Here is a 25,265-nt window from a genome sequence, read left to right on the forward strand (position 1 = left end):
ATGAAGCGGGAGCGACAGCGGACGCGCATCGAGACGGCGCGAAGCTTCTTGTTCGTCCCGGGGGATCGTCCCGACCGTTTCGCCAAGGCAAGCGTTTCGGGGGCGGACATCGTCATCATCGACCTCGAAGATGCGGTCGCGCCGGAGCAAAAGCAGGCGGCGCGGTCGCTTGCCTTGAGTTGGCTCTCGTCCGGGCGCGAGGCGATGATCAGGATTAACGAAGCGGGGTCCGAATGGTTCGAGGGCGATTTGGCGCTTTCAGCTGAGCCCGGCCTTCTCGGGATCATGCTTCCCAAGGCCGTTCAGGGCGCGGCACTGACCCGAGTGGCCGATCTCGTCCCTACCGTCGCGCTGATCGAGACGGCTCGGGCGCTGCTGGAGCTGGAGCCCATTCTCAAGACCGAGGGGGTTGCCCGGCTGGCCTTCGGAACGATCGATTTGGCGCTGGACCTCGATCTGTCCGATCCACAGGTCATCACAAATTTGGGAGTGCAATTGGTCATAGCGTCCCGTGCGTGTGGCGCTCCAGCGCCAATCGACGGCGTAACGATAGATTTCCGTGACCCGACGGCCGTGGAAAACGCGGTCCGCGCCGCAAAGGCCCGAGGCTTTCACGGCAAGCTGTGCATCCATCCTACGCAAGTGGTTCCGACCCATGCCAGCTTGCTGCCGACCGCCGAGGAAGTCGCTCGGGCGCGGCGCATCGTCGAAGCGGACAAAGCGTCGTCGGGGGCTGCGGTGGCGCTTAACGGTGCAATGCTGGATCGGCCGATCGTCAGCCGAGCGTATCGGATCCTAGCGGAGGCCCAGCCAGATCATTTGATTGAGGGGCAACCGAATTCTCATCCAACTTGAGGATAGGTTTCTGGCGTTCATTCCGCCACCTTGAGGCCGATCGTATGCTAGCCAGCCGCAGGCTTTGCGGAGAGGGACATTCCTCTTTTGACAATCCGTTAACGGTAGTCCGATAATATATCTTATGTTAAATCGTTAATGATTGCGACCTGGCCGCGGACCGTCGGACCGATATTCGATAAAACGCCGATATTCACTGTGCCGCGAATATTGGCATCGTCTCAATAGCTGCCCGCCAACGCCAACCGCACATCCGGCGCGATCGTATAGACAGCTTCGCGCTGCGCACCCCGATTGGGATGATCGACGCGGTACCCCTGATAATGGCGATGCAGCAATCCAGCGCGTACAAGGTCCGATACCGCCCGGCTAACGTTAGTCCGACCGGATCGCAGGATGCGCGCCTCGATCTCCTCATCCTGCTGCTGAGCCAGATCGCCCGTATTTTCCGAGGCGTCAGCCTTTGCCATCAGCTCCGACCGGACCGCTGCTATCATGGCCGTACGACGACAGTCGCGATTGGCCAGCGGTGCCAATGCCTGGCATAGCCAGTCGCGTACCGGAACTTGCTTGGCCTCGCTTCGGACATAAGGTCCAAGACTGCCATTCTCTCCTGCGGCCCTCGCGATCAGGTTAAGAATGAGCAACACATATCTGGGGCGTTTCGATACCTGCGATACTCGCTCGATAAGATCTGGCAGCGCGACGGCTAGCGGCGCCGCAGCCAGGGGGGCTTGTTTGATATGGTCAAAGAGATCGGCTTGGTGGAACATAGCAGGAATCTAGCACAAGCGATTCTGCTGTGAATCCCCCTAAATCATCCGGCTCAACAAAAATCACCAGTGTCACTTTACCCGCGAGGTAAAGTGACACTGGTGACACAACGGGCACATCCTGCAAGAATGCAACGGCCGCGAACACAGAGCGAGTTTACCTTGCCAGGGCAGGCACATCGAGCGATTAACCCCCATGCGCCTGCCTGACGATACTGCTGATATCCCGGATCGACTGAGTGCCCTTCAAAAAAGGGGCGAAGTAATGTTCTTGTGTGGTGCTGGGATTTCGCAGCGGTATGACCTCCCAAGGTCTAGCTCGTGACCTCGAAACCAAACCTTCGCTCCGAGAACGGGATCCTCATTGCAAACAATGGACCCGAGAGTCACACCAAGTCGATCGCAGAAATCCTCGAAGATGCAGACGAGATCACGATTGCGGTCGCGTTTCTAAAGCTCGCAGGAGCCGAATTGCTCGTGTCAAAACTGGGGAAGCGGCTTCGCGTCGGTGCCGCTGTTGAGCTCTTCATTGGAACCGATTTCTTTCTCACCCAACCCGTCGCGCTCGAGCGACTCCTCGCTCTCAAAAATCGACACCCCGCCTGCAGCGTGATGATCGCGGATAGAGCGCCTGCTACTTTTCATCCCAAAGCGTATGTCACGCGCAGAGGGGACAAATACCGGAGCCTGATCGGTTCGGCTAACCTAACGGCAGGCGGACTGGTTTCGAATGAAGAACTCTCGATCTGCGTGGCACACGCCCCTGAAGACGCGCTTACCAAAGATCTCGCCGCCGCCTTCAAGCGGTACCGCGAGGGCAACCGATACCAGGCCTTAGATCCTCTGGTTCTTCAGCAATACGCCTCAAATCACGAGATAAATGAGCGCGAGCGCAAGAAGTTCGAGAAGGCAAGGGATGCCGCGCTGCCGGCCGCTTTTGATCTCCGTGTGATCGATGATTGGTATTCTCGATACCTGGCAGACCCTCAGGCAATGTCAGACCTTGCGCAGCGTAAAGGCCGACGCGCCGAAGCGCTTAAGGTTCAAAAGACGATCGTGGCGCTGAACCAACGCCGGATCGATCAACGTGCAACGACGGTCTTCCAGGAAAGCCTTCGTGACTTAATGACAAGCAACGGCGGCCGGCATCTTTGGGGATCAGATGACATTTACCGACGTGGCACTGAGGCCTTAAGCCACGCTAAACCTATGATCGCATTGTTTGCCTCAGCCCAAGTGGCGGCGCAGCGGCCGACGCAGGAAGGTTACGAGACGATCCGCAAGCTCGCTAATCCAATCCCAGGCGTCGGTATCAATATGGCAACGGAAATCCTCTGCATATTTGCGCCGAACAGATATGCCATTTACAACGGGAACACCGTGGGAGCGTTGGGAGCTCTCGGCATTGCCGCCCCGCAATACGCTAATTTTCAAGCGATCGGCCCGGCGCGCTATGAGAATCTCTGCGCGACAATGAAGGCGCTGGGATCGCGGCTAGGAGACGCAAACTTCTCCGAGACTGACGCCTTCCTCAATTGGCTATATTGGAAAACGAAGAAGGCGAAGGCCTGATGACGGTGCCCCACAGCGCAAATCAGAGCTCTTGGTACGTCCGAGACGTCGGCTCCGACCAAGGCAGGCAACTCTGGAAGATCAGCGATTTTGCGGCGACCCGTATGTACGTTCTGAATCCCGAAACCGGCCCTGGAAGCTTCTACGAAGCAGAGTCCGGAGAAACGATTTGGGAATGCCTGCGACGATCGACGCCGTGGCTGCTTGGAATGGACGATCCCGGCCCCTTTCAGCAGATGATGAACGCTCCAGGCCGATATCATCCACGCGTAGCACGGCCGAACGCCTTGATGGACATTAAAAAACTCTGGCTACCGAACTCGGCCGAAGAGCGGCGATATATTGCTGAGGCGCAGAACCAGCTCGGTGCATTGATCGCCAATCTGCGAGCCATCATCCGCGTGGTCCAGCCTACGCCCGCAACGCTTCTCGTTTATGGCCATGAAATCCGTAATCTTCTGATCCTCGCCGCGACTGAGGTTGAGATGCATTGGCGCGGCATACTGCATGCCAATGGCAAGTCCGCAAAGGTAACCACAAACGACTATGTGAAGCTCGCGAGCCGCTGAATCTGCGTCAATACAGCGTCCGGTTCCACACCTGCCCCGACATCACCCCGATATCTGTGGCGCGACAATCTAGATGGGAAGCGCGTCAATCAGGATGAGAACTGATTGTCGCGGCGCGACAGGGATGGCGGCTCTGTCTGTCGCTGGCAAGATTTATGTGACGGTCTGATTGTCGCTGGGCGCCGCCTGCTCGACCGTCTTGATTGTCGCGTAGGTCGGCGGTCGTCCGGCACCGGTGCGTCGCTGTACGGCGGTGCGGCGTCTGTAGCTCTCGACGTTCATCTCGAAGATGGTGGCGTGGTGGACGAGGCGATCGACGGCCGCGAGGGTCATGGCGGGGTCGGGGAAGATCCGGTTCCATTCGCCGAACGGCTGGTTGGCGGTGATGAGCATCGAGCGCTGCTCGTAGCGCGCGCTGATGAGTTCGAAGAGGACCGATGTCTCGGCCTGGTCCTTGGTGACGTAGGCCATGTCGTCGAGGATCAGCAGATGGTATTTATCGAGCTTGGCAATGGCGGCCTCAAGCGTGAGTTCGCGACGCGCGACTTGGAGGCGCTGGACGAGATCGGAGGTACGGGTGAACAGCACGCGCCAGCCATTCTCGATCAGCGCGAGGCCGATCGCGGCCGCGAGGTGACTCTTGCCGCCGCCCGGCGGGCCGAACAGGATGAGGTTGGCGCCCTGTTCGAGCCAACCGTCGCCCGCGCAGATCGCCATGACCTGGGCACGCGAGATCATCGGCACGGCATCGAACGCGAAGCTGTCGAGCGTTTTTCCTGGTGGGAGCTTGGCCTCGCCAAGGTGCCGCTCGATGCGGCGCCGATCGCGTTCGGCGATCTCGTGCTCGGCAAGCGCGGCCAGGAAGCGGGCAGCGGGCCAGCCCTCCTTGTCCGAGCGCGCGGCCATATCGGGCCAGTGGTGCTTGATCGCGGGAAGACGCAGGTCATTGAGGATGAGCGTCAGACGCTGCGCGTCGATCGGCTGGGTCTTGCTGGTCATGCCGCCACTCCGTTCAGCAGGATATCGTATGTGCTGAGCGCTGCCAGCGTGACGACGACCTCGGGGAGTGTTGCGGGATCTGGCGCGAAGCGCCGGCGCAGTGCCGCCATGTCCGGCAACCGACTGGCATCGAGATCGGCAGCCAGGATAACGGCAAGTTCTGACTCGCAGGCCCGCTCGTGCGCGAGCGCGAGCAGCTCGACCATCGTGCGACAGGCGACACGATCGGGCAGTTGCTCGAGGAGCCGGTCGAACATCCGCCGATACGCCTCGCGCGGGAACAGCTGCTCGCGGTAGACGATGCCGATCAGCGCCATCGGCTTGCGCCGCAGCGAGTGGATCACATGACGATAATCGACCACGTGACCGTGCTTGCCGTTCCCGGCCGATCGCCCGCGCAGGAGCGTCATCAGCCTGGTCGCGCCCAGGAAGACGTCGAGCCGATCGTCATAGAGCCGGACGCGCAGACGGTGCCCGATCAGCCGCGAGGGGACGGTGTAGAACACCTTGCGCAACGTGAAGCCGCTGCTTGAGGTGACGGTGACGATCACCTCCTCGTAATCGCTGGTCCGGCGGTCGGGTAGCAGCTTGAGGTGGGCGCGCTCGGCATCGATCCGTGCTGCCGCCCGGCGGTTCTTGGCAGCGATCACCTCGTCGATGAACCGACGATAGGCGGCCAGGTCGTCGAACGCGGCGCTGCCGCGCATCAGCAGCGCGTCGCGCACGATCTTCTTCAGATGACCGTGTGCGCTCTCGACCGATCCGTTCTCATGCGCGACGCCGCGGTTGTTGCGGCTCGGCGTCATGCCGTAATGCTCGCACAGCGCATCGTAGCGGCGGGTCAGATCGGCTCGGGCATCGGCGTCCAGGTTGCGGAACGCAGCGGACAGGCTGTCGCTGCGATGATCGAGCGGGCTGCCGCCGAGCGCCCACAACGCGTTCTGCAACCCTTCAGCGAGCGCGACATAGCTCTCGCCACCGAGGATCACATGGGCATGCTCGAACCCCGACCAGACGAGACGGAAGTGATAGAGCCGATGGTCGAGGCGCACGCCGGCAACGGTGACGTCGAGATCGGCCATATCGGTGAAGTCCGACAGTCCCATCCGGCCCGGCTCGTGGGTCTGGCGGAAGATCACCTCCTGCTCCTCGCCATGGACCGCTCGCCAGTCGCGGATGCGCCGCTCCAGCGTCCGCCGGATCCCAGTGCCAAGATCGGGATGGCGACGCAGCATCTCCTGGAACACCGCGACCGAGCGCAGGCCGGGCGCTTCACGCAGCAGCGGCACGACCTCGGCGTCGAAGATATCGGCCAAGGGGTCGGGGCGCCGCCGTTCCCGGACACCCGCCTTCTGCGATGGTAGCTGCGGATCGTGCGCGATCCGATATCCGGTCGCCATGCTGAACCCGGCCCTGGCAGCCGCTGTCGCGACGCCGTCACTGTGTCGGAACTTCATATAGAGCCTCATCTGATGAGCGTTGACGTGGCGACCGGGCATCAGCGGCTTCCTCTGCGAGCGAGGAAGCCGGGGATACCCGACCGACCGTGATCATCAGCGGCAACGCCCCTTCAGGAACGCGCCATCGTGAGGGGCTACGTCGGCTCCGGGCTACGCCCTGCGCCGCCGCAGCCCCTCACGATCCTCATCCTGGTTGTCGCGCGTTCTCATCCAGATCGCCGCGCCGCAGATATCTCCGTTCGCGAACTGGAAGGCCACCGACCCGACCAAATCACTGTCCTCGTTTGCCGCCTATCATGGGGTGAAGCACAACCGCGAACATGAGTTCGAGCGCGCGACATTGGCGAACGGCTTCGCTGCAGTCGCAGCGTGTGCGGTGCTTCTGGTCGCGCAATTCGGGCAAGATTGCCTTACGCGCGAACTAGCCGACTTTCTCCTGGTAGAAGCACCAACCTGTCCGGTCGAGGCGATGTATCTGATGCCCGTGGCGGATGGTACTTGGTCCCCTACTCCGCTTCCCGGACTCGATTGAAGGATAAGGGGCGGTCCTCTCTACGAGCGAGACCAACGCCGTTGCTTGGACGGCCATCAGGCCGGTCGGTGTCGAAGGAGCCTTTCTCAGGTATGGATATCGCTCATTTACAGTCGTCTGGCTGGCCGCGATCGCTCAGTCCCTTAAAGGCCGTCGGCGCGGACCTACCAGGATCCGTTTGCGAGGGTCATCGCCAGCCCGAGCCGGGTTACGCTGCCCTTCTTGTCCCCCATCGCGAAGGTCGGAGCTTGGTTCGCGCGCCGGCGACCATACCAGGCGGTCGCGACCTGGATAAGGTCGGCGTTGATGGGCCGACCGAGGAAATGGTCGACCAGTTCCTCGGTCAAGTCGGGGTCAGGGAAGTGGCGAAAATCGCCTGCGCGTGTGAGGTCATCCAGACTCGGCGCTTCGACCTCGTGCCGGCGCTGCATCATTCGGCGCGGCAACTCGATGGCAGCCGGATGTTCAGCGAACGCCTCGCGGTAGATCGGCGCCATGAAGTCGATCACATGGGTATCGGTTTGGATCCACATGTGGAAGGCATCGGGTGTGGATCGGCGTGCAAAAAGGACCCCCTTAGCGGGGTGATCGGCGTCCAAAAGGGACCCCTCATTTCGATGGTTTAGACAGCGGCCTGGGTATTCTCAGGCGGCGAGATCGGGATGTTGGTGGTGGAGACTGTGGTTCGGGTTCGGCGTGAGTACGCCGGCGGCAAGCCGATCAAGGCGATCGCGCGAGATCTTCGATTGTCGCGCAAGGTGGTGCGCAAGGCGATCCGGGCACCGGAAGGTTCGTTCGACTATCATCGTTCAGTGCAGCCGCTGCCGCGGATCGGACCGTTCCAGGAGCGGCTTGATACACTGCTCGCCGAGAACGAGGCGCGCCCGCGTCGCGATCGGCTGCGGATGACGCGTATCCACGATCTGCTGCTGCGCGACGGCTTTGAGGGATCGTACGATGCGGTCCGGCGCTACGCCACGCGCTGGGCGGAGGCGCGGCGCAAGGATCCCGGCGCCGGCGTAGCGGCATTTATCCCGCTGCTGTTCAGGCAGGGCGAGGCGTACCAGTTCGACTGGAGCCACGAAGACGTGGAGATCGCGGGCAAGCCGATGCGCGTGAAAGTCGCCCATGTACGGCTTTGCGCATCGCGGGCGGTCTATGTCCGGGCGTATCCGCGCGAGACGCAGGAGATGGTGTTCGACGCGCATGCGCGCGGCTTCGCCTTCTTCGGAGGGGTGCCGCTGCGCGGCATCTACGACAACATGAAGACCGCGGTGACGACCGTGTTCGTGGGCAAGGAACGCGTGTTCAACCGTCGCTTCCTGGTGATGGCGGATCATTACATGGTCGAGCCGACCGCCTGCTCGCCAGCGGCCGGCTGGGAGAAGGGCCAGGTCGAGCATCAGGTCCAGACGATCCGAGGGCGGCTCTTCAAACCGCGGCCGCGGTTCGCCAGTCTGGAGGAGCTGAACGGCTGGCTGGAAGCCGAGTGCCGCCGCTGGGCGGAGATGCATGCGCACCCCGAGCATAAAGAGATGACGGTCGCGCAGGCGCTGGAGTTAGAACGGCCCGCGCTCCAGCCCATGCTCGCACCGTTCGACGGCTTCCACGAGACGCAGCATGCGGTGACCGGGACCTGCCTGATCAGCTTCGACCGGAACCGCTACTCGGTTGCCGCCAAGGCGGTGCGTCGTGCGGTCCAGGTCCGGGCCTACGCGGACCGGATCGTCGTGCGGATGGGCGACGAAGTGATCGCCGATCATCCCCGGTTCTTCGGTCGCGACCGGACGATCTACGATCCCTGGCATTATCTACCGGTGCTGGTGAACAAGCCTGGCGCGCTACGCAACGGGGCGCCGTTCCAGGGCTGGGATCTACCGCCTGCGCTCGCTCGGCTGCGCCGCAAGCTCGGCAGCGACGACGACGCCGATCGGCGGTTCGTCCGCGTTCTTGCAGCCGTCCTCAGCGATGGCCTGGATGCCGTCGAGGGCGCCGTTCGCGAAGCGCTCGACGCCGGTGCGGTCAGCGACGAGGTGATCCTCAACATCCTGTCACGGCGGCGAGAGCCGCCCCGACCTGCATCCATCGTCACGTCTGAGGATCTAACGCTGATGCACCCGCCAATCGCCAACTGCGCTCGCTACGACAGCCTGCGAGGCCTTCATGCAGCGGCATGAGATGATCGACGCGATGCGCGGGCTCGGGCTCAAGGGCATGGCAGGCGCGTTCGATGACGCGGTCACCGCAGGGGTGCAGCGCAAGCGCACCGCGATGGAGATCCTGAGCGATCTGCTGCGCGCAGAAGGCGCACACCGTCATGCCGCCTCGATCCGCTACCGCATGACGGCTGCCAGGCTGCCGGTCGTGAAGGACCTCGACGCGTTCGTGTTCGAGAACACCCCGATCAACGAAGGGCTGGTGCGCTCGCTTCACGCAGGCTCGTTCCTGCCAGGCCGCCGCAACGTCGTGCTGGTCGGGGGCACGGGCACCGGCAAGACCCACCTCGCCAGCGCGATCGCCGCCAGCGTCATCCGCGCCGGTGTCCGCGGTCGCTACTTCAACACCGTCGATCTGGTGACGCAGCTCGAGGAGGAGACGCGGATCGGCAAGGCCGGCGCGCTCGCGGCCCAGCTGCGTCGCCACGAGCTCGTGGTGCTCGACGAGCTTGGCTATCTGCCGTTCGCCCGCTCGGGCGGCCAGCTGCTGTTCCACCTGATCAGCAAGCTCTACGAGCACACGTCGGTGATCATCACCACCAACCTGACGTTCGGCGAGTGGCCCAGCGTGTTCGGCGATCCCAAGATGACGACCGCGCTGCTCGATCGCATCACCCACCACTGCGACATCATCGAAACCGGCAACGACAGCTGGCGCTTCAAGAACCGCAGCTGATCCCGCCACGGTACCCAGAAAGAGCTGTTCGCGGTGCTCGCGCCTCCGGTCGGGCTACGCCCTCCCTACGCCGCGAGCACCGCGAACGGCACTCCATCATCGACGCCAGCTCAATGCGGCTAGGGGGTCCCTCGTCGACGCCGATCGGGGGTCCCGGTTCAACGCCTATTTACACGCGGACGCCGTCAGAAGACGGCGAGGCGTCTGGCGCGGCGTATCGATCACAAGCTCGCGCTCTTCCTTACGAGACGCCGAGCGCTGCAGGTCACCGAAAGCGAGCACGTCGAGCGTCTCGGACATTTCGTCAAGAAGATCGAGATACCGTTCGCGCATGTTAACCGCGCACCCGTCATTCACCGACGCATGGTGGATGGTCGCCGGTCCGAAATCGATGTGACGACGTGAACCGATCATCCGGTCTTTAACCACCAGCCTAGAAGCTACCGCCCCCACTTCATGGTCGCCGAACGCGACAGAGGTGTAAGCAAGGAAGACGCCGATCTCGCCGGCGCGGGTCTCGACCGGCGTGAATTCAAGGCGCAGCGCCCGGCTCGCCACCAGTGCATCGACGACGGAGAGTGGCACGAACTGCGCATTGATCGCCTCCAGTGAAGTATGCAAAGGATCCGCGTTTTCGTAGGTCACCAGCGCGCGCAGCGCCTGGGTGATGAAATAGAGCTGCGACCAGCCCTCATCCATATTGGGCTTCATGTTGAGAAAGCCCAAGTCGCTATAGGGGCCTTTGGTTTTTACGCTGATCAGTAATCGGTTCGCCTGCGATGACTGACGCAGCAACGCATAGCCGGCAATACTTTCGAGCGACGAAACTTTATTACCGAGCAGCCGACACTTGGAGCTTGTCTGGTCGTGCGGCTTGATGACCATGTCGAGCCAGTCAGCCTTAATCCGCCCTTTGAGGCGCCGCGTGCCCGGTAGCGCTGCAGAGAAGACCTCGGCCGGTAGAAACTCCTGCTCGCCGTTGGCTGCGCGTAGCCGGACGGTTCCCTGTCGGCCCTGCGGGACTATCTCGAGCGTGCCGCCTTCGATGACCATCTCCGGTTCGGGGCTATCGATCCCGAAGCGCCGCGGCGTGTAGCTGAAGCGATCAATGTCGAGCCTTGTAAGGATACCGAGTTGAAGGTCGGCGAGCGCGTCTGGGGATGCTGTGCTAAAGGTGACGTGCCCGATGCCGTGCCCCTCATCGAAACCGAGCGTATCGACGAGGAGTTGCTTTGCGGCGGCATAACGTGTTTCGCCGATCTCATCGACTTGCGCCCGCATCCAACCAAGCACGTCGGAGCGCGTCGTCTGCTCGTCAAAGTCGAACGAAAGCGTCCGACGGTTTATCGCTTCATCCTTCTCGACGTGTGCCTGGCGCGCGGCTTTCAGAATGCGAGCGATCGCCAGGTTCCACAGGTGGATTGCACGAAACGTCTCCTCGCCGCTCGAGCCGATCCCGACGCATACGATAAAAGCGGGAAGCGGCGAGCGGGCTAGGCTGAGAGCATTTTTCAAACTGATTGACCAGCGTTGCGCCTCGACATGGGTCGCCTTGATCTGGACGAGCGCGGTGGCACCGACCGAGCGTTGATCGATCGGCACCTTTACGATTGGAGGCGGCGGGAAGTTGATAATAAAATCCCAGCCTCGATCATCTTCTTCCGCCTTGTTGCAGGTCACTTGACGACGACTACACAAGAGACTGAAAATCTTTTCGCCCTCCCGGCCAGTCCAACGCACATCAATCATGGTTATATCATCGGCGATCGGATCGATTCCGCCAAGATGGTTGTGTGAATTTTACGCTCCCCACGTTGATCGTCATTGGAGACCGGAGGGCAGTGCTAATCCGCTATCTGAGCCTGCGCTGTGGCGAACCTCCACCTCCACCTCCACCTCCACGGACGCGATGCTTGAAACCTGTAGTACCGCTGATGGCCAGCCTCTGTCGCTCTCTGATAGCCGGTAGACAAGGTGCTGGACGTCCGCTCTTGGCGGCACCTGCGATTAAACATTTCATCCTGAAACGGCAGGAAAGTCCCGATGTTCGCCAGCCATTGCCCGCTTTGGGCGGTTCGACGGCGCGTCAACCAATAGGAACAAAGGTCTGAAATTCGAGGTAGCGAACGCGCGCTGAGAGCCTGTGACTGGGCGACGGTCCCCCGGTTTCTCGTCAAATCTTCGGGTGAGTTTCGGTTTGAGAACGGCGATGTCAGCGGATCAATACGACCTTTACACCAACGTCCGCAGCCACGTCCCTCCACGCCCGATCCGCAGTAAAGGCCGGCATGCCGATTTGCTTGGCCAAGGCCAGGCAAAAGCGGTCACCGAGCGAGAGCCCTACCGAGCTTGTCAGTGCCCGCAGCCCGCCGGCTTCCCAAGCCAGCGCTTCGTCTGCAGCCACGATTGTGTAAGGCAACGCACTCAACATGGCGCGGATCTCGTCGATCGGCGCGCCGAGATGAATGTAGTGGGAGACGACTTCCGCTTGGTTGAACACGCCTACCACCGCTTCGGCCACGACGCTTGCGACCTTGCTTGCGCCGCGTTCCCCTTTGAGCAGGGCAATGATGGCGGAGGCATCAAGAACTGCGGTGATCACTCTCCGCCTTCCGTGCGGCGACTGGCGATAAAGGCATCAACCGAGGCGTCCGGGTGATCGGAATATTTCTTGGCGATCGCCTGGGCGCGCGCCACGGCTTGCGAAACCGTTCGTAGGATCACCCCGTCAGCGGTTTCCTCGATCAGCACCGCGCCGCCTGCTTCGAGACCGAGCCGTTTGCGAATGCCCGCCGGTAGGCTCATGCGACCATTGGGCGTTATGTTCACTTGCATGGACACGGGACACTAACTTTCTCGACGGAATAGTCACCAGGAATAGCACCAGAGACACTTCTAAAACAAGCCGGAAGGATTGTGCAATATTCCTCCAGTGTGGCTTGTAGTGCCATTTATGGCACGTTCTCCACTCTATGCCACGCCACCTATTTAGCGATAAGCATGATTCCCGCTAATTACATACTGGCCTCAGATCGGGCGTTCGGGTATCGATTCCAAAGGTTCCGGGACGGTCGCTCACGCGCTTGTTTCGGTTTGGACGATCGCAACTCGGGAGGTCGGCATGGCCGACGATAGTGGCATCGATGACGCGGAGCACGTCGATCCTTCGGATCTGGCTGGTATCGTGGCTGACGCGCTGGTGGTGTTCGACCAGGTTCAGTCGCTCGAGCCGTATCTCCCGCAGCTTGCGCCCGACGATCGCGAGCGTGTCGACGACTATGTCCGCCGGGCCTCGGCCGACGCGACGTTGCGCGCCTACAAATCGGATTGGCGTCTTTTCTGCGCGTGGTGTCAGGAAAGCGGTTATCGGCCGCTCCCAGCGACGCCGGCGACCGTCGCCGCGTTCCTGACCCTGCTAGCCGAGAGCGGGTTCAGTCCTCAGGAGCTTCGCCGAACAAAGCGCGGGACGGTGCTGCCGCGCAAAGAGCCGGTGCCGCTCGGCCGCGCGACGATTGGCCGACGGCTCGCTGCGATCGTGTTCGCGCATCGCGCCGCGGACGTTGAGCCGCCGACTTCGCAGCCTGACGCGGCACGCCTGGAGCGGGCAATGCGCGGCATCCGCAAAGACAAGCGCGGGGAAATGCCAGGCAAGAAGCGCCCTGCCGACGGCGACGTGCTGCGCGACATGGTCCGCGCGATCTTTGGCGATGATCTGCGCGCCTGTCGCGACCGCGCATTGCTCGCGATCGGAATGGCCGGCGCCTTCAGGCGTTCCGAGCTTGTGGCAATAACAGTTGAATGTGTCAGCGAAGACAGCCGCGGGCTGCTGATCCGCATCGCGAACTCGAAGACCGACCAGGAAGGCAAAGGCCACACCGTCGCCATTCCCGACGGGCGCAGGCTCGAGCCGGTGCGACATTATCGCGCCTGGTTGGAGAGGGCCGGGATCACCAGCGGCCCCGTATTCCGTAAGCTGACGCCGCAAGGCCGCCTGACCGACAAGCGGATGAGCGCGCAGGGCGTGGCGCTCGTGGTGAAGGCGGCTGCGGTCGCTGCCGGCTATGCGCCCGAGCTGTTCTCGGGTCATTCACTACGCGCCGGCTTCCTGACCGAGGCTGGCCGCCAGAACGCCAATTTGTTTAAGATGAAGGAGCATAGCCGGCATTCGTCATTAGAGATGGTTGCTGAATATGTGCGGGACCATGAGAAATTTCGAGAACATGCGGGTGAGCGCTTCTTGTAATTGCGCCTTCCTAATCGCTTACTCCCCCAGATTTCAATTTAAATACTTAGCCTTGCATGATGATGTTATTCCGATTGCTTCCTAGTGATTCAAATATACCATTGAAATACACATCGTGATAAAAAGGCCGGTCTGCCTCCGGCTAGCGCTTTTCGCTGATTAAATCGTGAACGTCGCCGCGACACTTCCGCTGGTGGCGAGCTGTGGCAACCGTTTTGACCTCACGCTTTGCTTAAAGCCACCTGATGGTGAAGCGGTGAAGCGTTGCGCAGCAAATTCGATTGTAGGGTTCCCGCTGGCGATTGACTAATGCGCCGGCTGATCGGCCGGCGAAGCCGTGACGATCCGATTGTCCCTCTGGGTCCAGACGCAGCGGCTGGCCTGCTCGCGAGCGTAGGCGATCTAGCTGTGGGTGGCGTTTATAGAATTCCCGGGCGAGGGTGGCTGGACGTCGGCCAAGTATTGCGGATCGTGGATGTTCAAGCCGTCTAGACTGATCCTGCGGCTCGAATGTCGATTACCAAAATCGTGGCTTCCTTTTCGGAAACGTGTCTCTGAATGCTCTATAGTAATCCGCGCCTTGGGACGCTCTGTAACGACCACGACATGCGGTGCCGCTCACACCCCAGCCGCGACATGAGCGTCAATCAAGGAAACCGTGAGCTTCTCTTGAGGAACGTAGCCCACAGTATTCCTGGCGGCGACCTCCGACGGTTCACGCCAGACGCCGTCGCAATCAGAATGAACGGAGAGTTGAGCTATGGTCGCTAAAAACCGAGAGATCGGTGGTGATCATGACGACATGTTCCTACTCAGCAGCGGCAGGGCGCAGGCGGAACAAAGTGGGGCGTCCTTCCTTGGCGGCGTTCTCCATTTCTCGATGATTTGTTCCCGCCCGCGACCAGTATCGACCGCGCCGACAGGATACCACGCAAGTGGGACTTGCCCGCAAAGACCGTCATTACAACCAACAACACGCCATCGAGCGCCGCTGCGGCAGCTGCATAGCGTTTCTTCGTTCGATCTCGCTCGTTTAGATCGATGCGGTCGCAGCGACCGAACAAACAATTTCAGCTGGCTAATTCCAGGATCATTTGATCCACCGCCAGGCTGTCACCCGCCTTCGCCTCCACCGACTTGACCCTCGCGGTCTTCTCGGCGCGCAGGATGTTTTCCATCTTGATCGCTTCGACCACCGCGAGCGGCTGCCCCGCCTCGACCTTGTCGCCTACCACGACGTCGAGCCGCACCAGCAGCCCCGGCATCGGGCAGATCAGTAAGCGCGACAGATCGGGCGGGATCTTCTCGATCAGGTGACGCGCATGCGGCGCCACCTTCGCCGGCAGCACCCGCGCGACATGGCTCGCCCCGCGCGTCGTCATCCGAAAGCCGGTTCGCGTCCGCGCGATCCGCACCGTCAGCGCCTCGTCGCCATCGACGTGCACCATCCGGTCCCCCTGCGTATATTCGAGCGACAGGGGCAGTTCCTCGCCATCGACGACGATTTCGTCGGTCGAGATCGACACCGCGTGATCGATCTTGCCGATCTGCACCACCCAGTTGGCCGGCGGATGCAGCCGCTGCCCGAGCTGCCCGTCGGTCCGCCACGCCCGGTCCGCCTCGGCGGTCGCTGCGAAAGCAGCGGTCGCCGCGAGCGTGCGCAGCAATGCCGCGCTTGCCGGAGCACCGTGGAAGCCGTCGGGATATTCCTCCGCGATGAACCCGGTGGTCAGCGCGCCGTCGCGAAACCGCGGATGCTGCATGATCGCCGACAGGAAATCGATGTTGTTGCCCGGTCCTTCGACCACGAACGCATCGAGCGCCGCGATCTGGAGATCGATCGCCGCCGCGCGCGTCGGCGCCCAGCTTCCGGTCGTTCCGCCCGACCGATCAGATTCTGGCGTCGATCGAACTTCTGCGGGCGGTGTATGCGGGCGGCAGGCTGCCCAGGACGGTGCCGCTGTCATTCCTGACCCGCAAATGGCGGCGTCGCGTCCGCTCGAACAGCGGGGATCTCGATACCCGCGCATGGGAGGTCGCGGTTTTTGTTCACCTGCGCGAGCGGCTGCGCGCCGGCGATAGATGGGTCGAAGGCAGCCGGGCCTGGCGCATTTTCGAAGACCATCTGTTGCCGCGACCGACCTTCGACCTGATGCGCGCCGAGCAGCGTCTGGGGCTCTCCGTGCCGGACAGCTTCGATGCCTGGCGCAAGGAGCGTACCGCCACCCTCGATGCCCGGCTGAAAGCCCTCGCGCAGGCGGCCGCGGCCGATGCGATCCCCGACGCGACCCTGACCGGCAAGGGGCTGTCGGTGAGTCCGATCGGCGAGGAGGAACGCGACCGTATCAACAGGCTAAGCCGTCGTCTTTATACGCTCGTGCCGCGCGTCGGGATCACCAGCCTGCTTGCCGAAGTTCACCGCTGGACCGGGTTTCTCGACAGCTTCACCCATTATCGCACCGGAGAAACCGCAGACGACGAAGCCGCCCTGATGGCCGCCATTCTTGCCGATGCGACCAATGCCGGGACCGAGCGCATGGCAGAAAGCTTGCGCGGCGTCACCATCCACCGAATGATGTTGATGGTGGATCGCCATCTTCGCTCCGAAACCTATGCGAGCGCGACCGCCGTGCTGGTCGATGCGCAACAGGCCCATCCGTTCGCGGCGATCTGGGGCGATGGCCATGTATCCTCGTCCGACGGACAGTTCTTCCCCGCTGGTGGTCGCGGCGAGGCCAGCCTCGATTATAACGCCCAATACGGCAAGCGGCCCGGCGCCTCGCTCTACGGGTTCCTCTCCAACCGGTACGCTTCCTTCTTCTCCCGGCTGATCTCCGCCTCCGAAAGCGAAGCGCCCTATGTGCTCGACGGGCTCGTTCACAACGAAAGCTCGGTCGAGATACACGAGCATGCCACCGATACCGCGGGCGCGACCGAGACGATCTTTGCCATGTTCCACCTGTTCGGCTACCGGCTCATCCCGCGCATCCGCAACCTGGGCAATCGTCGGCTGTTCGTGATCGAACCCGACAGCGCCTATGATCCGCTCGATGCGCTGATTGGCGGCACCATCGCTATGGGCAGGATCGAGCCGCACTGGGACGAGGTGCTGCGGCTCGGCGCATCGATCGGCGCCGGGCTCGTGCCCCCCTCGGTGATCCTCAAGACGATCGCCGCGACGCCACGCCAGAACGGATTGTCGGTCGCGCTGCGCGATATCGGGCGGATCGAACGCTCGATCTTCATCTGTGACTGGCTGCTGGACACCAGGCTGCGCCGGCGTTCGCACGCCTTCCTGAACAAGGGTGAGAGCCGTCATGCCCTGGCACGCGCTGTGTTCCTCCATCAACTCGGAGAATTGCGCAATCGCGTCGCCGATACGATGGCATACCGAGCCTCAGGCCTCAATCTCGCCGTCAACGCGATCATCCTGTGGAACAACGTCTATGTCAGTCGCGCCGTCCGCTTCGTGCATCATCAGGGCAACCCCATCCCCGATGCGTTCCTCGCCCAGGTCGCGCCGCTACCCTGGAGCCATATCGCCCCGACCGGCGACTATCTCTGGAACGAAATTGACCAACCCCACGAACGATATCGCCCGATCCGGGCCAACCGCTTCAATCCCCGGAACTTCGTCTTTCCTTAGCGTACACCGCTGATGAAATGCCCACGGAGCCCCATGCAACTCGGCATCGGTGATGTCCGGATCGACCACCGCGACGCCGCGCGCCAAGCCGCCCGACTTGGCGATACCGTTCAGCGTCGCATCATTATTAGTGCCGTGACAGCTCGCCTGCACGATGACGTTGCGCGCAAAGCCGAGATGGTCGCGTAAGCCAAACAGCATCTCAGCCGTCGCATCTTCGGGGTGATATTTCGCTTTGAGGCTAAACGGGAATTCCGCCTCCGGCCCAAAGACATGGACATGCGCATCGATTGCGCCGGGCGGCGGCACAAACTGCGGCTTCGAGGGAGCATCGATCCGGGTCTGGCTGCGGCTCATGCGAAAGCGAATCCGTCCATCAATTTGCGCGCCGTGCGCAGCAGTGCGGCGGTTGCGACGTGCCCGTCTGCGCCCAGTTCGAGCACGCAGGTCATTTCGCCGGTCGGGTGTTCGACCGACAATGTCTTGCGCTTGCCCTCGGGCATCACGGCCAGCTCGGCAGCGGGCGATCCCGCCTCCAGGCACGCCGTCGCGACACTCACCGCGCCCAGCACACCGATCGTGGCGTGCGCGCGGTGCGGGATGAAGCTGCGTACCGTGACCGCCCCGCCGTGCGCAGGCGCTGCGACGAGCATCATCTTGGGCACCGATTTCGCGGTGACATCGCCGAGGTTCATCAGCGGTCCCGCTTGCAGCCGGATCCCCTCGATCCGCGCCTTCAACGCGGCATCGGCATCGAGCGTATCGCGATCCTCATAGCCGGTCGCGCCGACATCGGCGGCCTTGAACACGACGCATGGCATCCCGTTGTCGATCAGCGTGCACGCCACGCCTTCGATCATGTCCACCGCATTGCCGGTCGGCAGAAGTGCCCCGCACGACGACCCCGCCGTATCGCGGAATTCAAGCGGAATGGGCGCGGCGCTGCCCGGCACCCCGTCGATCCGCGCATCCCCGTCATAGGTCGGCACGCCGCCCGGCGTCTGGACCGAGGCGATCGCGACTTGCCCGGTGTTGACCATGAAGATCGCCACGCGGGTTTCGTCCGCCATTGCTGCGATAAGCCCGCGCTCGATCGCGAAGGGGCCGACACCAGCCAGCATGTTCCCGCAATTCTGCGCATCGGTGACGATCGCTTGATCGACGAACACTTGCAGGAACAGATAATCGACATCGACGCCCTCGCGCGTGGATTTCGACACGACCGCGACCTTCGACGTCAGCGGATCGGCACCACCCATCCCGTCGATCTGGCGCGGATCGGGCGACCCCATCACGCGCAATAGAAACGCATCGCGCGCCGCAATGTCGCCGGGCAAATCGTCCGCCACGAAGAACGCGCCCTTTGACGTCCCGCCGCGCATCCACATGCAGCGAACGCCCTCACTCATAGGTGAGACCAAGTTCAGCCAGCTTCCCACGCATGTCGTAGATGTCGAGCCCGAGTTCGCCCGCCGCGAGCCGCTGGCGCTTCGATTCCTCATTGGCCTCGCGGGCTTGCGCCTTCGCCAGCACATCGGCGGCATCGGCGCGCTTCACCACGCAAACGCCGTCGTCATCCGCGACGATCACGTCGCCCGGTTCGATCGCGGCATTGGCGCAAACGATCGGCACATTCACCGACCCGAGCGTCGCCTTGACCGTCCCTTGCGCGAACACCGCCTTCGACCACACCGGAAAGCCCATTTGGGTCAAATCGCGCACGTCACGCACGCCTGCGTCGATCACCAGCCCACGACACCCCCGCGCGATTGCAGATGTCGCCAGCAGATCCCCGAAATAGCCGTCCTCGCAAGGTGGCGTCGGCGCCAGCACGAGAATGTCGCCCGCTTGCAATTGCTCGATCGCGACATGGATCATCCAATTGTCGCCCGGCGGGGCCGAGATGGTGACCGCCGACCCGGCGATGCGCGCGCCTGGATAGATCGGTCGCATATGGCTGGCGAGCGAGCCGATCCGTCCTTGCGCTTCATGCACCGTGGCGACGCCGCATGCGGCGAGCCCGTCGATCACGCTCGCCTTTGCCCGCTCGATCTTTCGCACGACGCGTCCGGCCATTTCGCTTCTCCTATCCGGTCTGCGCTTGGCGACCGGCGCGGTGCTCGCCCAATCCATATTGCGCAGTGGCAATAAGTTTTTACTATGGATGAGTGATGACCCTTACCCCGTTCGATCTCAACTTGCGACACTTGCGCGCCCTTTCCGCTGTCGTCTCGAACGGCAGCCTCAGTGCGGCGGCGCGCGTCGTCAGCCTGTCACAATCGGCGCTGACGCAAGGCCTTGGCAAGCTCGAGCGGCAACTCGATGGGCGCTTGTTCGAGCGTCATTCGGACGGCGTCTCGGCAACCGAGGCCGGCATGCAGATGGCGGATCGCGCCGCAGCCGCGTTCGAACATCTGGCGGCATCGACGCGCGGCGCGGCGCGTGGCGGACGCGGTTTCGCGCGGCCCGAACATTTGATGACCGCAACGCAACTCGCCGCGTTCCTGCGCCTCGCCGATGCCGGAAGCTTCGTCGGGGCGGCAACCGCCAGCGGACTGTCGCAACCCGCGCTGCACCGCGCGGTGCGCGACCTGGAGCAGATTTGCGCGGCGCCGCTGCTCGAACGGCGCGGGCGCAATGTCGTGCTGACGGCGGCGGGGCGTCGGATCGCACGCGGCATCCGACTGGCGGCAAGCGAGATCGCAGCGGGCATCGTCGAGGTCGGGGCCGAGGTCGGCGGTGACCAACGCCCCGGCGGACGCATCGCGATCGGCGCGATGCCGCTGTCGCGCGCGCTCGTCCTACCGCGCGCGATCGCGCGGTTCGTGCGGGAAGTGCCGGGCACGGTGATCGACGTGGTCGAAGGGTCGTGGCGTGAACTGATCGATCCGCTGCGCGATGGCGTGATCGACGTGATGATCGGGGCGTTGCGCGACGAAGACCCGCCCGGTTTTCAGCAGCGTCCGCTGTTCACCGACCAACTCGTGGTGGTCGGCCGCGCCGGGCATCCGCTGTCCGGCCACGTCGATCCCGGCCTCACAGCCCTTGGCGACTATGGCTGGATCGTCGCGGCGCCGGGCACACCGCTGCGCTTGCGCTGGGATGCGTTGTTCGCAAACCGCGTCGCGCCGGACGTGCCGATCGAATGCGGATCGGTGATGGTGATCCGCGGCATCCTGCAAGACAGCGATTTGCTGACCTTGCTATCGCCGGATCAAGTCGCGCTCGAAATCACGGCGGGGATGCTGACCTCGATCGGGCCGCCACTGCCGCACGGCACCCGCATCATCGGTATCACCACCCGGACGGACTGGCGACCGACCGCCGCCCAGCGCAGCTTGATCGCGCTGATCGAACAAGCGGCGATCGACACAAGAATTCAGGAAAACAAATAGCACCCCCGGCAATTCGATTGGCGCGGCAAGACACCTCGCGCCTAACTGGCCGCCGTGGACAGCACGCACACCTTCATCGGCTTCGGCGAGGCCGGCATAGCCTTTGCCACCGGGGCTGCCGCGCGTGGGTATGACCGCAAGACCGACGACCCGGCGACGCGCGCCGCCAAGCTCGCCGATTTTGCGCGGCACGGCGTTAGCGCTTGCGACACCGCCGCAGCGGCATTGAGTGGTACGCACGCGATCCTGTCGCTCGTCACCGCCGACCAAGCGCTGATCGCGGCCAGCACGAATGCCCCGCACCTCAAGGCTGGCGCGCTGTGGCTCGACCTCAACAGCGTCGCGCCCGACACCAAGCGCGCCGCCGCCGCGCACGTCGTCGCGGCGGGCGGACGCTATGTCGATGTCGCGGTGATGGCGCCGGTGCACCCGGCGGGGCTTGATGTGCCCGTGTTGCTGAGCGGCACGGATGCCGAAGCAGGCATGGCCACACTCACCGCGATCGGCTTCACCGATGCGCGCATCGTGAGCGGCGGGATCGGTGCTGCGTCCTCGATCAAGATGATCCGCTCGGTCATGGTCAAGGGGCTGGAGGCACTGACCACCGAATGCTTCCTCGCGGCGGATGCAGCAGGCGTCGCGGAAGAAGTGCTGTCGTCGCTCAACTCCAGCTGGCCCGGCACGGATTGGGCCGACAAGGCCGATTACAATCTGGAGCGGATGATGCTCCACGGCCTGCGCCGCGCCGCCGAGATGGAAGAAGTCGTCAAGACACTCGACGCACTCGGCACTGGGTCGGCGATGACACGCGGCACGGTGGAACGCCAACGCGCGATCGGCATGCTCGGGTTGAAGCCAGGGCGCCGCCTGAACGACAAGATCGACGCGCTGCTCCCACGCAGGCAAGATATCTTACAGCAAAAGAGGGATTGGGCGGCATGACCCTCATCATCGATTGCCACGGCCATTACACCACCGCCCCGCCACAGCATGACGCGTGGCGCGACGCACAGAAGGCGGCATTCAAGGCGGGCGAGGTCGCGCCGCCCTACCCCGCGATTTCCGACGACGAGATCCGCGAGACGATCGAGACCAATCAGCTGAAGCTCCTGAAGGAGCGCGGCGCGGACATGACGATCTTCTCGCCGCGCGCCTCGACGATGGGCCCGCACATCGGCGACGAAAGCGTCGCGTTGGCATGGGCGCGCAATTCCAACAATTTAATCGCCCGCGTGTGTGATCTCTATCCCGAAACCTTCGTCGGCGTGTGCATGCTGCCGCAAAGTCCCAAGGCCGACATGGCCGGGTCGATCGCCGAGCTGGAACGCTGCGTTACCGAGCGCGGCTTCATCGGCTGCAACCTCAACCCCGATCCGGGCGGTGGCAAGTTCGAACATCCGCCGCTGACCGATCGCTTCTGGTATCCGGTCTACGAGAAGATGGTCGAGCTTGACGTGCCGGCGATGATCCACGTCTCCGGATCGTGCAATCCGGCGCTGCACGCGACCGGCGCTTATTATATCGCGGCGGACACGATCGCGTTCATGCAGTTGATCCAGGGCGATCTGTTCAAGGATTTCCCGACGTTGCGCTTCATCATCCCGCATGGCGGCGGCGCGGTGCCCTATCATTGGGGGCGTTATCGCGGCCTGGCCGATATGCTCAAGCAGCCCGCGCTGGCGACGCATGTGATGAACAACGTCTATTTCGATACCTGCGTCTATCATCAGCCCGGCGTCGATATGCTGGCGAAGGTGATCGATTCCAAGAACATCTTGTTCGGCAGCGAGATGGTCGGCGCGGTACGCGGGATCGATCCCGAAACCGGGCAGTATTTCGATGACACCAAGCGCTATGTCGATGCGCTCGACATTCCCGAGACGGAGCGCGCAGCGATCTTCGAAGGCAATGCGCGCCGGGTGTTTCCACGACTGGATGCGAAGCTGACGGACCGTGGCCTATGACATCTCCCACCGACATTCACGTATACGCGGCCAGTCGCAGCGACAGCTTCGAGAAAAGCGGGATCGCTAAACGCGTTGAGCGAGCCGCCTCGCTTTACCCGCGCCGCATAGGCGTCGGGCGCAACCGCCTCGATTTCCGGGATCGTCGTGCCAAGGAACGCCATGTCTTCGCGCGTCGTGGTGAGAACCAGCGGAATGTTGAGTTCGGTGCCGAGCTTGGCCAGCGTGGCGGCATTGGCGGCGAGTTGCGCGGCGGGCACGCTCTGGGTCATGTGCACCACGCCTGGCTGATGGTCGACCAGCAGGATCGCGCTGTTGGCGGGAGTGAACGCGTCGGTCATAACAGGTCTCCTCGGGTGGATGAGCGCGTCAGCCGGTGAGGCCGACATCCTTGCGATATTTTGAAACGAACATGTTCTTGGACTTCATGTGTCGTGCGATGAACGAAGCGCGGAACTGGCCGAACGGCAGCGAGCTGAGCCCGTCGCGGCGACCAAGCGTGACCACCATGATCTTGCCCATGCCTTTGCCGGGGATTGCCGGCTTATACGGCTTGAGCGTCACGTCCTGCTTGGGGTCGGCCTCAGCCAGCGTCTTCAAATTGGCAACGATCGAGGTGAAGTGGAACGACGCGGTGATGACTAGCCTGCCCTCCGGCAAGTTCGTGATATCGCCGGCCACGAAGACATTGGAATGCCCTGCGACCCGTAGATAGTCGTCGGTCGCAACCAGCCCCTTGGCATCGACCAAGGCAGGCCACGACGATTTAACGAACTCGGTCAGCGGCTGGGTTCCCGCAGCCCACACGATCGTATCGGCCTTGATCCGCGCGCCGCTCTTCAGAGCAACGATGCCGTCCTCAGGTTGTTGCGCCATCTCCGGCGAAATCACGCTGTCGCCGAGCACGAGCTTTACACCGCGATTGCGCAAATCTTTTTCGGACCAGGCGGCGAACCGGCTGGGGCCGTTGTCGAGCAATTTCGAAGCGGAATGGACAAGCGTGATCTTCAGATCGGGGAAGGTCTCGGAAAGTTCGGCCGCGACCTCGACCCCGACCGGGCCGCCGCCCACGATGACGACGTGCTTGGCGGCCTTGAGGCGGGCGTGCGCAGCCGCGATTTCGGCGCTGCGTTCCCCAATCGTTGCCTTCTCCGCCTTGATCAGCGGATCGAGATAGCGCGAGCCGGTCGCGATGACGGCATAATCAAACGCAATCGTCTCGCTGCCGGTCGCCGAGGCGACCTCGACGCTATGATCGGCAATGCCGATGGCACGAGCCTGGACGATGCGTGCGCGCGGCAGGAATTCAGCAAATTCCATCCGCGCCGGAAGCGCCCCGGGCTCGACCAGCAAACGCGGCAGCGCCATCGGCACTTCCCAATAGGTCTTGGGATCGATCAGCGTGACGTTCATCACGTCCATCAGATTATGCGCGATCTGATGACCGGCGGCACCGCCGCCGATCACTACGAGCGTCTTCTCGGCCACGGCCTGACCTTTCTGCCGATCGAATGTCATGCGCTTCGCAACGCGGCGACAGCAGGGGTGCGCTCGAGCGCCGCGATGGTGCGTTCGCCCTGGGCCAGCGCCGCAGCGTTGGTGTGCACCGAGTAATAGCCCGATACGAGCGGATATGGGTGCTTAGCGGCCGACGCGACGATTAGTTCCACCGCTCCTTGTGCGACCATTTCGATCGCAGCGTTGCCTTCTACAAAGACCGCGATCTCGCGCTCGAGCACGGTATCGCCGATATGTAGCCGCCCGCTGTTGAGCGCGAGCCACGCAACGTCATGATCGGCGGCGGGCTGATAGGACCAGCGCTCGCCGTCGTCCAGCTTGACGTGGAGATAAGTCAACGGGACCAGCAGCTTGAGCGGGCTGGTCCTGCCTTCGTAACTCCCCAGGATCACGCGGACATTGCCGACGCTCTCTATCCGGTCGGGCTCGAGATATATGCTTTGCGGTTCTGCCAGTTCGAGTTCGGGCGGCAGCGCCAGCCAGAGCTGATACCCACGCATCGCCTGTCCCGGGGCGGGATCACCCGCATGCCAGACGCCGGAGCCTGCCTGCATCCATTCGACCGCGCCGGCGTGCAGCGCACCGCGTTTGCCGGTCGAATCGGCATAGGTCATGCTGCCGTCGAGGAACAGCGTGACGGTCGCGATGCCGGAATGCGGGTGCGGCGCGAAGCCGCGGCCCTGGAAGGTATCGGCCTCGAACAAATCGAGGAAGATGAACGGCTTGACCATTTCGCCAAGATCGCCGGGGCTCATCAGCCGGGTGATCGGCCCATGGCGGTTGCCGCTGGTGCGGTAGGCGATCGGGCGGGATTGGACTGCGAGCTTGGCTGCAGTGGCCATAATGA

Annotated in this window: 23 protein-coding genes and 2 pseudogenes; 12 read left to right on the plus strand and 13 right to left on the minus strand. The window is 62.9% G+C overall.

The window, feature by feature from the left end; genetic code table 11:
• Complete coding sequence (locus ABIB28_RS13755; protein ID WP_354288682.1) at positions 1-855, plus strand: HpcH/HpaI aldolase/citrate lyase family protein; 855 nt, start codon at positions 1-3, stop codon at positions 853-855.
• 221 nt (positions 856-1,076) lie between these two features.
• Here the strand turns inward: ABIB28_RS13755 and ABIB28_RS13760 are convergent, their stop codons facing one another.
• Positions 1,077-1,628: a hypothetical protein gene (locus ABIB28_RS13760; protein ID WP_354288683.1), complete on the minus strand. Its 552-nt coding sequence runs from the start codon at positions 1,626-1,628 to the stop codon at positions 1,077-1,079.
• Between the two features lie 321 nt (positions 1,629-1,949).
• Between ABIB28_RS13760 and ABIB28_RS13765 the strand changes: the two genes are divergently transcribed.
• On the plus strand, positions 1,950-3,200 hold the full coding sequence (locus tag ABIB28_RS13765; protein WP_354288684.1) for a phospholipase D-like domain-containing protein: 1,251 nt from the start codon (positions 1,950-1,952) through the stop codon (positions 3,198-3,200).
• Positions 3,200-3,769 (plus strand): hypothetical protein, encoded by a 570-nt coding sequence (locus ABIB28_RS13770; RefSeq protein ID WP_354288685.1) that lies wholly within the window; start codon positions 3,200-3,202, stop codon positions 3,767-3,769. The genes ABIB28_RS13765 and ABIB28_RS13770 overlap by 1 nt, the downstream gene beginning before the upstream one ends.
• A 153-nt stretch (positions 3,770-3,922) precedes the next feature.
• Here ABIB28_RS13770 and istB (ABIB28_RS13775) read toward each other — a convergent pair whose 3' ends face one another.
• Together istB (ABIB28_RS13775) and istA (ABIB28_RS13780) are read right to left on the minus strand one after the other, a co-directional pair.
• On the minus strand, positions 3,923-4,768 hold the full coding sequence (gene istB, locus ABIB28_RS13775) for an IS21-like element helper ATPase IstB (RefSeq protein ID WP_354288686.1): 846 nt from the start codon (positions 4,766-4,768) through the stop codon (positions 3,923-3,925).
• A complete protein-coding gene (istA, locus tag ABIB28_RS13780; RefSeq protein ID WP_502958246.1) occupies positions 4,765-6,267 on the minus strand; it encodes an IS21 family transposase in 1,503 nt (500 codons plus the stop codon). The genes istB (ABIB28_RS13775) and istA (ABIB28_RS13780) overlap by 4 nt, the downstream gene beginning before the upstream one ends.
• A gap of 154 nt (positions 6,268-6,421) precedes the next feature.
• On the opposite strand from istA (ABIB28_RS13780), the gene ABIB28_RS13785 reads away from it, so the two are divergent.
• Complete coding sequence (locus ABIB28_RS13785) at positions 6,422-6,760, plus strand: hypothetical protein (RefSeq protein WP_354288687.1); 339 nt, start codon at positions 6,422-6,424, stop codon at positions 6,758-6,760.
• 164 nt (positions 6,761-6,924) lie between these two features.
• On the opposite strand, the gene ABIB28_RS13790 is transcribed toward ABIB28_RS13785, so the two are convergent.
• Positions 6,925-7,359, minus strand: a complete 435-nt coding sequence (locus ABIB28_RS13790) for a DUF2026 family protein (RefSeq protein WP_354288688.1) — start codon at positions 7,357-7,359, stop codon at positions 6,925-6,927.
• A 63-nt stretch (positions 7,360-7,422) separates the two neighbouring features.
• Between ABIB28_RS13790 and istA (ABIB28_RS13795) the strand changes: the two genes are divergently transcribed.
• Together istA (ABIB28_RS13795) and istB (ABIB28_RS13800) are read left to right on the plus strand one after the other, a co-directional pair.
• A complete protein-coding gene (gene istA / locus ABIB28_RS13795; protein WP_354288689.1) occupies positions 7,423-8,937 on the plus strand; it encodes an IS21 family transposase in 1,515 nt (504 codons plus the stop codon).
• Positions 8,924-9,652 (plus strand): IS21-like element helper ATPase IstB, encoded by a 729-nt coding sequence (gene istB / locus ABIB28_RS13800; protein WP_354288690.1) that lies wholly within the window; start codon positions 8,924-8,926, stop codon positions 9,650-9,652. The genes istA (ABIB28_RS13795) and istB (ABIB28_RS13800) overlap by 14 nt, the downstream gene beginning before the upstream one ends.
• Positions 9,653-9,817: 165 nt before the next feature.
• Here istB (ABIB28_RS13800) and ABIB28_RS13805 read toward each other — a convergent pair whose 3' ends face one another.
• The 3 genes from ABIB28_RS13805 to ABIB28_RS13815 form a co-directional block, all read right to left on the minus strand.
• Positions 9,818-11,401: a hypothetical protein gene (locus ABIB28_RS13805; RefSeq protein WP_354288692.1), complete on the minus strand. Its 1,584-nt coding sequence runs from the start codon at positions 11,399-11,401 to the stop codon at positions 9,818-9,820.
• Between the two features lie 463 nt (positions 11,402-11,864).
• Positions 11,865-12,254, minus strand: coding sequence for a type II toxin-antitoxin system VapC family toxin (locus tag ABIB28_RS13810; RefSeq protein WP_354288693.1), 390 nt, complete (start codon positions 12,252-12,254; stop codon positions 11,865-11,867).
• Positions 12,251-12,493: an AbrB/MazE/SpoVT family DNA-binding domain-containing protein gene (locus ABIB28_RS13815; protein WP_354288695.1), complete on the minus strand. Its 243-nt coding sequence runs from the start codon at positions 12,491-12,493 to the stop codon at positions 12,251-12,253. Before ABIB28_RS13815 ends, ABIB28_RS13810 begins: the two co-directional genes overlap by 4 nt.
• A 280-nt stretch (positions 12,494-12,773) precedes the next feature.
• On the opposite strand from ABIB28_RS13815, the gene ABIB28_RS13820 reads away from it, so the two are divergent.
• Positions 12,774-13,895, plus strand: coding sequence for a tyrosine-type recombinase/integrase (locus ABIB28_RS13820; RefSeq protein WP_354288696.1), 1,122 nt, complete (start codon positions 12,774-12,776; stop codon positions 13,893-13,895).
• A gap of 1,070 nt (positions 13,896-14,965) precedes the next feature.
• Here ABIB28_RS13820 and ABIB28_RS13825 read toward each other — a convergent pair.
• A pseudogene (locus ABIB28_RS13825) lies at positions 14,966-15,763 on the minus strand (biotin/lipoyl-containing protein); the annotation flags it as partial.
• Positions 15,764-15,819: 56 nt separating this feature from the next.
• On the opposite strand from ABIB28_RS13825, the gene ABIB28_RS13830 reads away from it, so the two are divergent.
• Positions 15,820-17,541 (plus strand): Tn3 family transposase, encoded by a 1,722-nt coding sequence (locus tag ABIB28_RS13830; protein WP_354288697.1) that lies wholly within the window; start codon positions 15,820-15,822, stop codon positions 17,539-17,541.
• A gap of 36 nt (positions 17,542-17,577) precedes the next feature.
• Here ABIB28_RS13830 and ABIB28_RS13835 read toward each other — a convergent pair.
• The 3 genes and pseudogenes from ABIB28_RS13835 to ligK all read right to left on the minus strand — a co-directional run.
• Positions 17,578-17,898 (minus strand): annotated as a pseudogene (locus ABIB28_RS13835) (amidohydrolase family protein); the annotation flags it as partial.
• On the minus strand, positions 17,895-18,950 hold the full coding sequence (locus tag ABIB28_RS13840) for a 4-oxalomesaconate tautomerase (protein ID WP_354288698.1): 1,056 nt from the start codon (positions 18,948-18,950) through the stop codon (positions 17,895-17,897). The gene ABIB28_RS13840 and the pseudogene ABIB28_RS13835, both read right to left, overlap by 4 nt.
• Positions 18,943-19,617, minus strand: coding sequence for a 4-carboxy-4-hydroxy-2-oxoadipate aldolase/oxaloacetate decarboxylase (ligK, locus tag ABIB28_RS13845; protein WP_354288700.1), 675 nt, complete (start codon positions 19,615-19,617; stop codon positions 18,943-18,945). The genes ABIB28_RS13840 and ligK overlap by 8 nt, the downstream gene beginning before the upstream one ends.
• A 95-nt stretch (positions 19,618-19,712) precedes the next feature.
• Between ligK and ABIB28_RS13850 the strand changes: the two genes are divergently transcribed.
• From ABIB28_RS13850 to ABIB28_RS13865, 4 genes are read left to right on the plus strand one after another with little or no spacing between them, the layout of a single operon-like run.
• Positions 19,713-20,936, plus strand: a complete 1,224-nt coding sequence (locus ABIB28_RS13850; protein ID WP_354288701.1) for a LysR family transcriptional regulator — start codon at positions 19,713-19,715, stop codon at positions 20,934-20,936.
• A gap of 54 nt (positions 20,937-20,990) precedes the next feature.
• A complete protein-coding gene (locus tag ABIB28_RS13855) occupies positions 20,991-21,878 on the plus strand; it encodes an NAD(P)-dependent oxidoreductase (protein WP_354288702.1) in 888 nt (295 codons plus the stop codon).
• Positions 21,875-22,900, plus strand: coding sequence for an amidohydrolase family protein (locus ABIB28_RS13860; protein ID WP_354288703.1), 1,026 nt, complete (start codon positions 21,875-21,877; stop codon positions 22,898-22,900). Before ABIB28_RS13855 ends, ABIB28_RS13860 begins: the two co-directional genes overlap by 4 nt.
• Positions 22,897-23,280 (plus strand): hypothetical protein, encoded by a 384-nt coding sequence (locus ABIB28_RS13865; RefSeq protein WP_354288704.1) that lies wholly within the window; start codon positions 22,897-22,899, stop codon positions 23,278-23,280. Before ABIB28_RS13860 ends, ABIB28_RS13865 begins: the two co-directional genes overlap by 4 nt.
• On the opposite strand, the gene ABIB28_RS13870 is transcribed toward ABIB28_RS13865, so the two are convergent.
• Both ABIB28_RS13870 and ABIB28_RS13875 read right to left on the minus strand, forming a co-directional pair.
• Positions 23,270-24,418: an NAD(P)/FAD-dependent oxidoreductase gene (locus ABIB28_RS13870; protein WP_354288705.1), complete on the minus strand. Its 1,149-nt coding sequence runs from the start codon at positions 24,416-24,418 to the stop codon at positions 23,270-23,272. The genes ABIB28_RS13865 and ABIB28_RS13870 overlap by 11 nt on opposite strands.
• A complete protein-coding gene (locus ABIB28_RS13875; RefSeq protein WP_354288706.1) occupies positions 24,415-25,260 on the minus strand; it encodes a pirin family protein in 846 nt (281 codons plus the stop codon). The genes ABIB28_RS13870 and ABIB28_RS13875 overlap by 4 nt, the downstream gene beginning before the upstream one ends.
• Positions 25,261-25,265: the final 5 nt, after the last annotated feature.

The organism is Sphingomonas sp. UYEF23 (assembly GCF_040546165.1).
Taxonomy (GTDB): domain Bacteria; phylum Pseudomonadota; class Alphaproteobacteria; order Sphingomonadales; family Sphingomonadaceae; genus Sphingomonas; species Sphingomonas glacialis.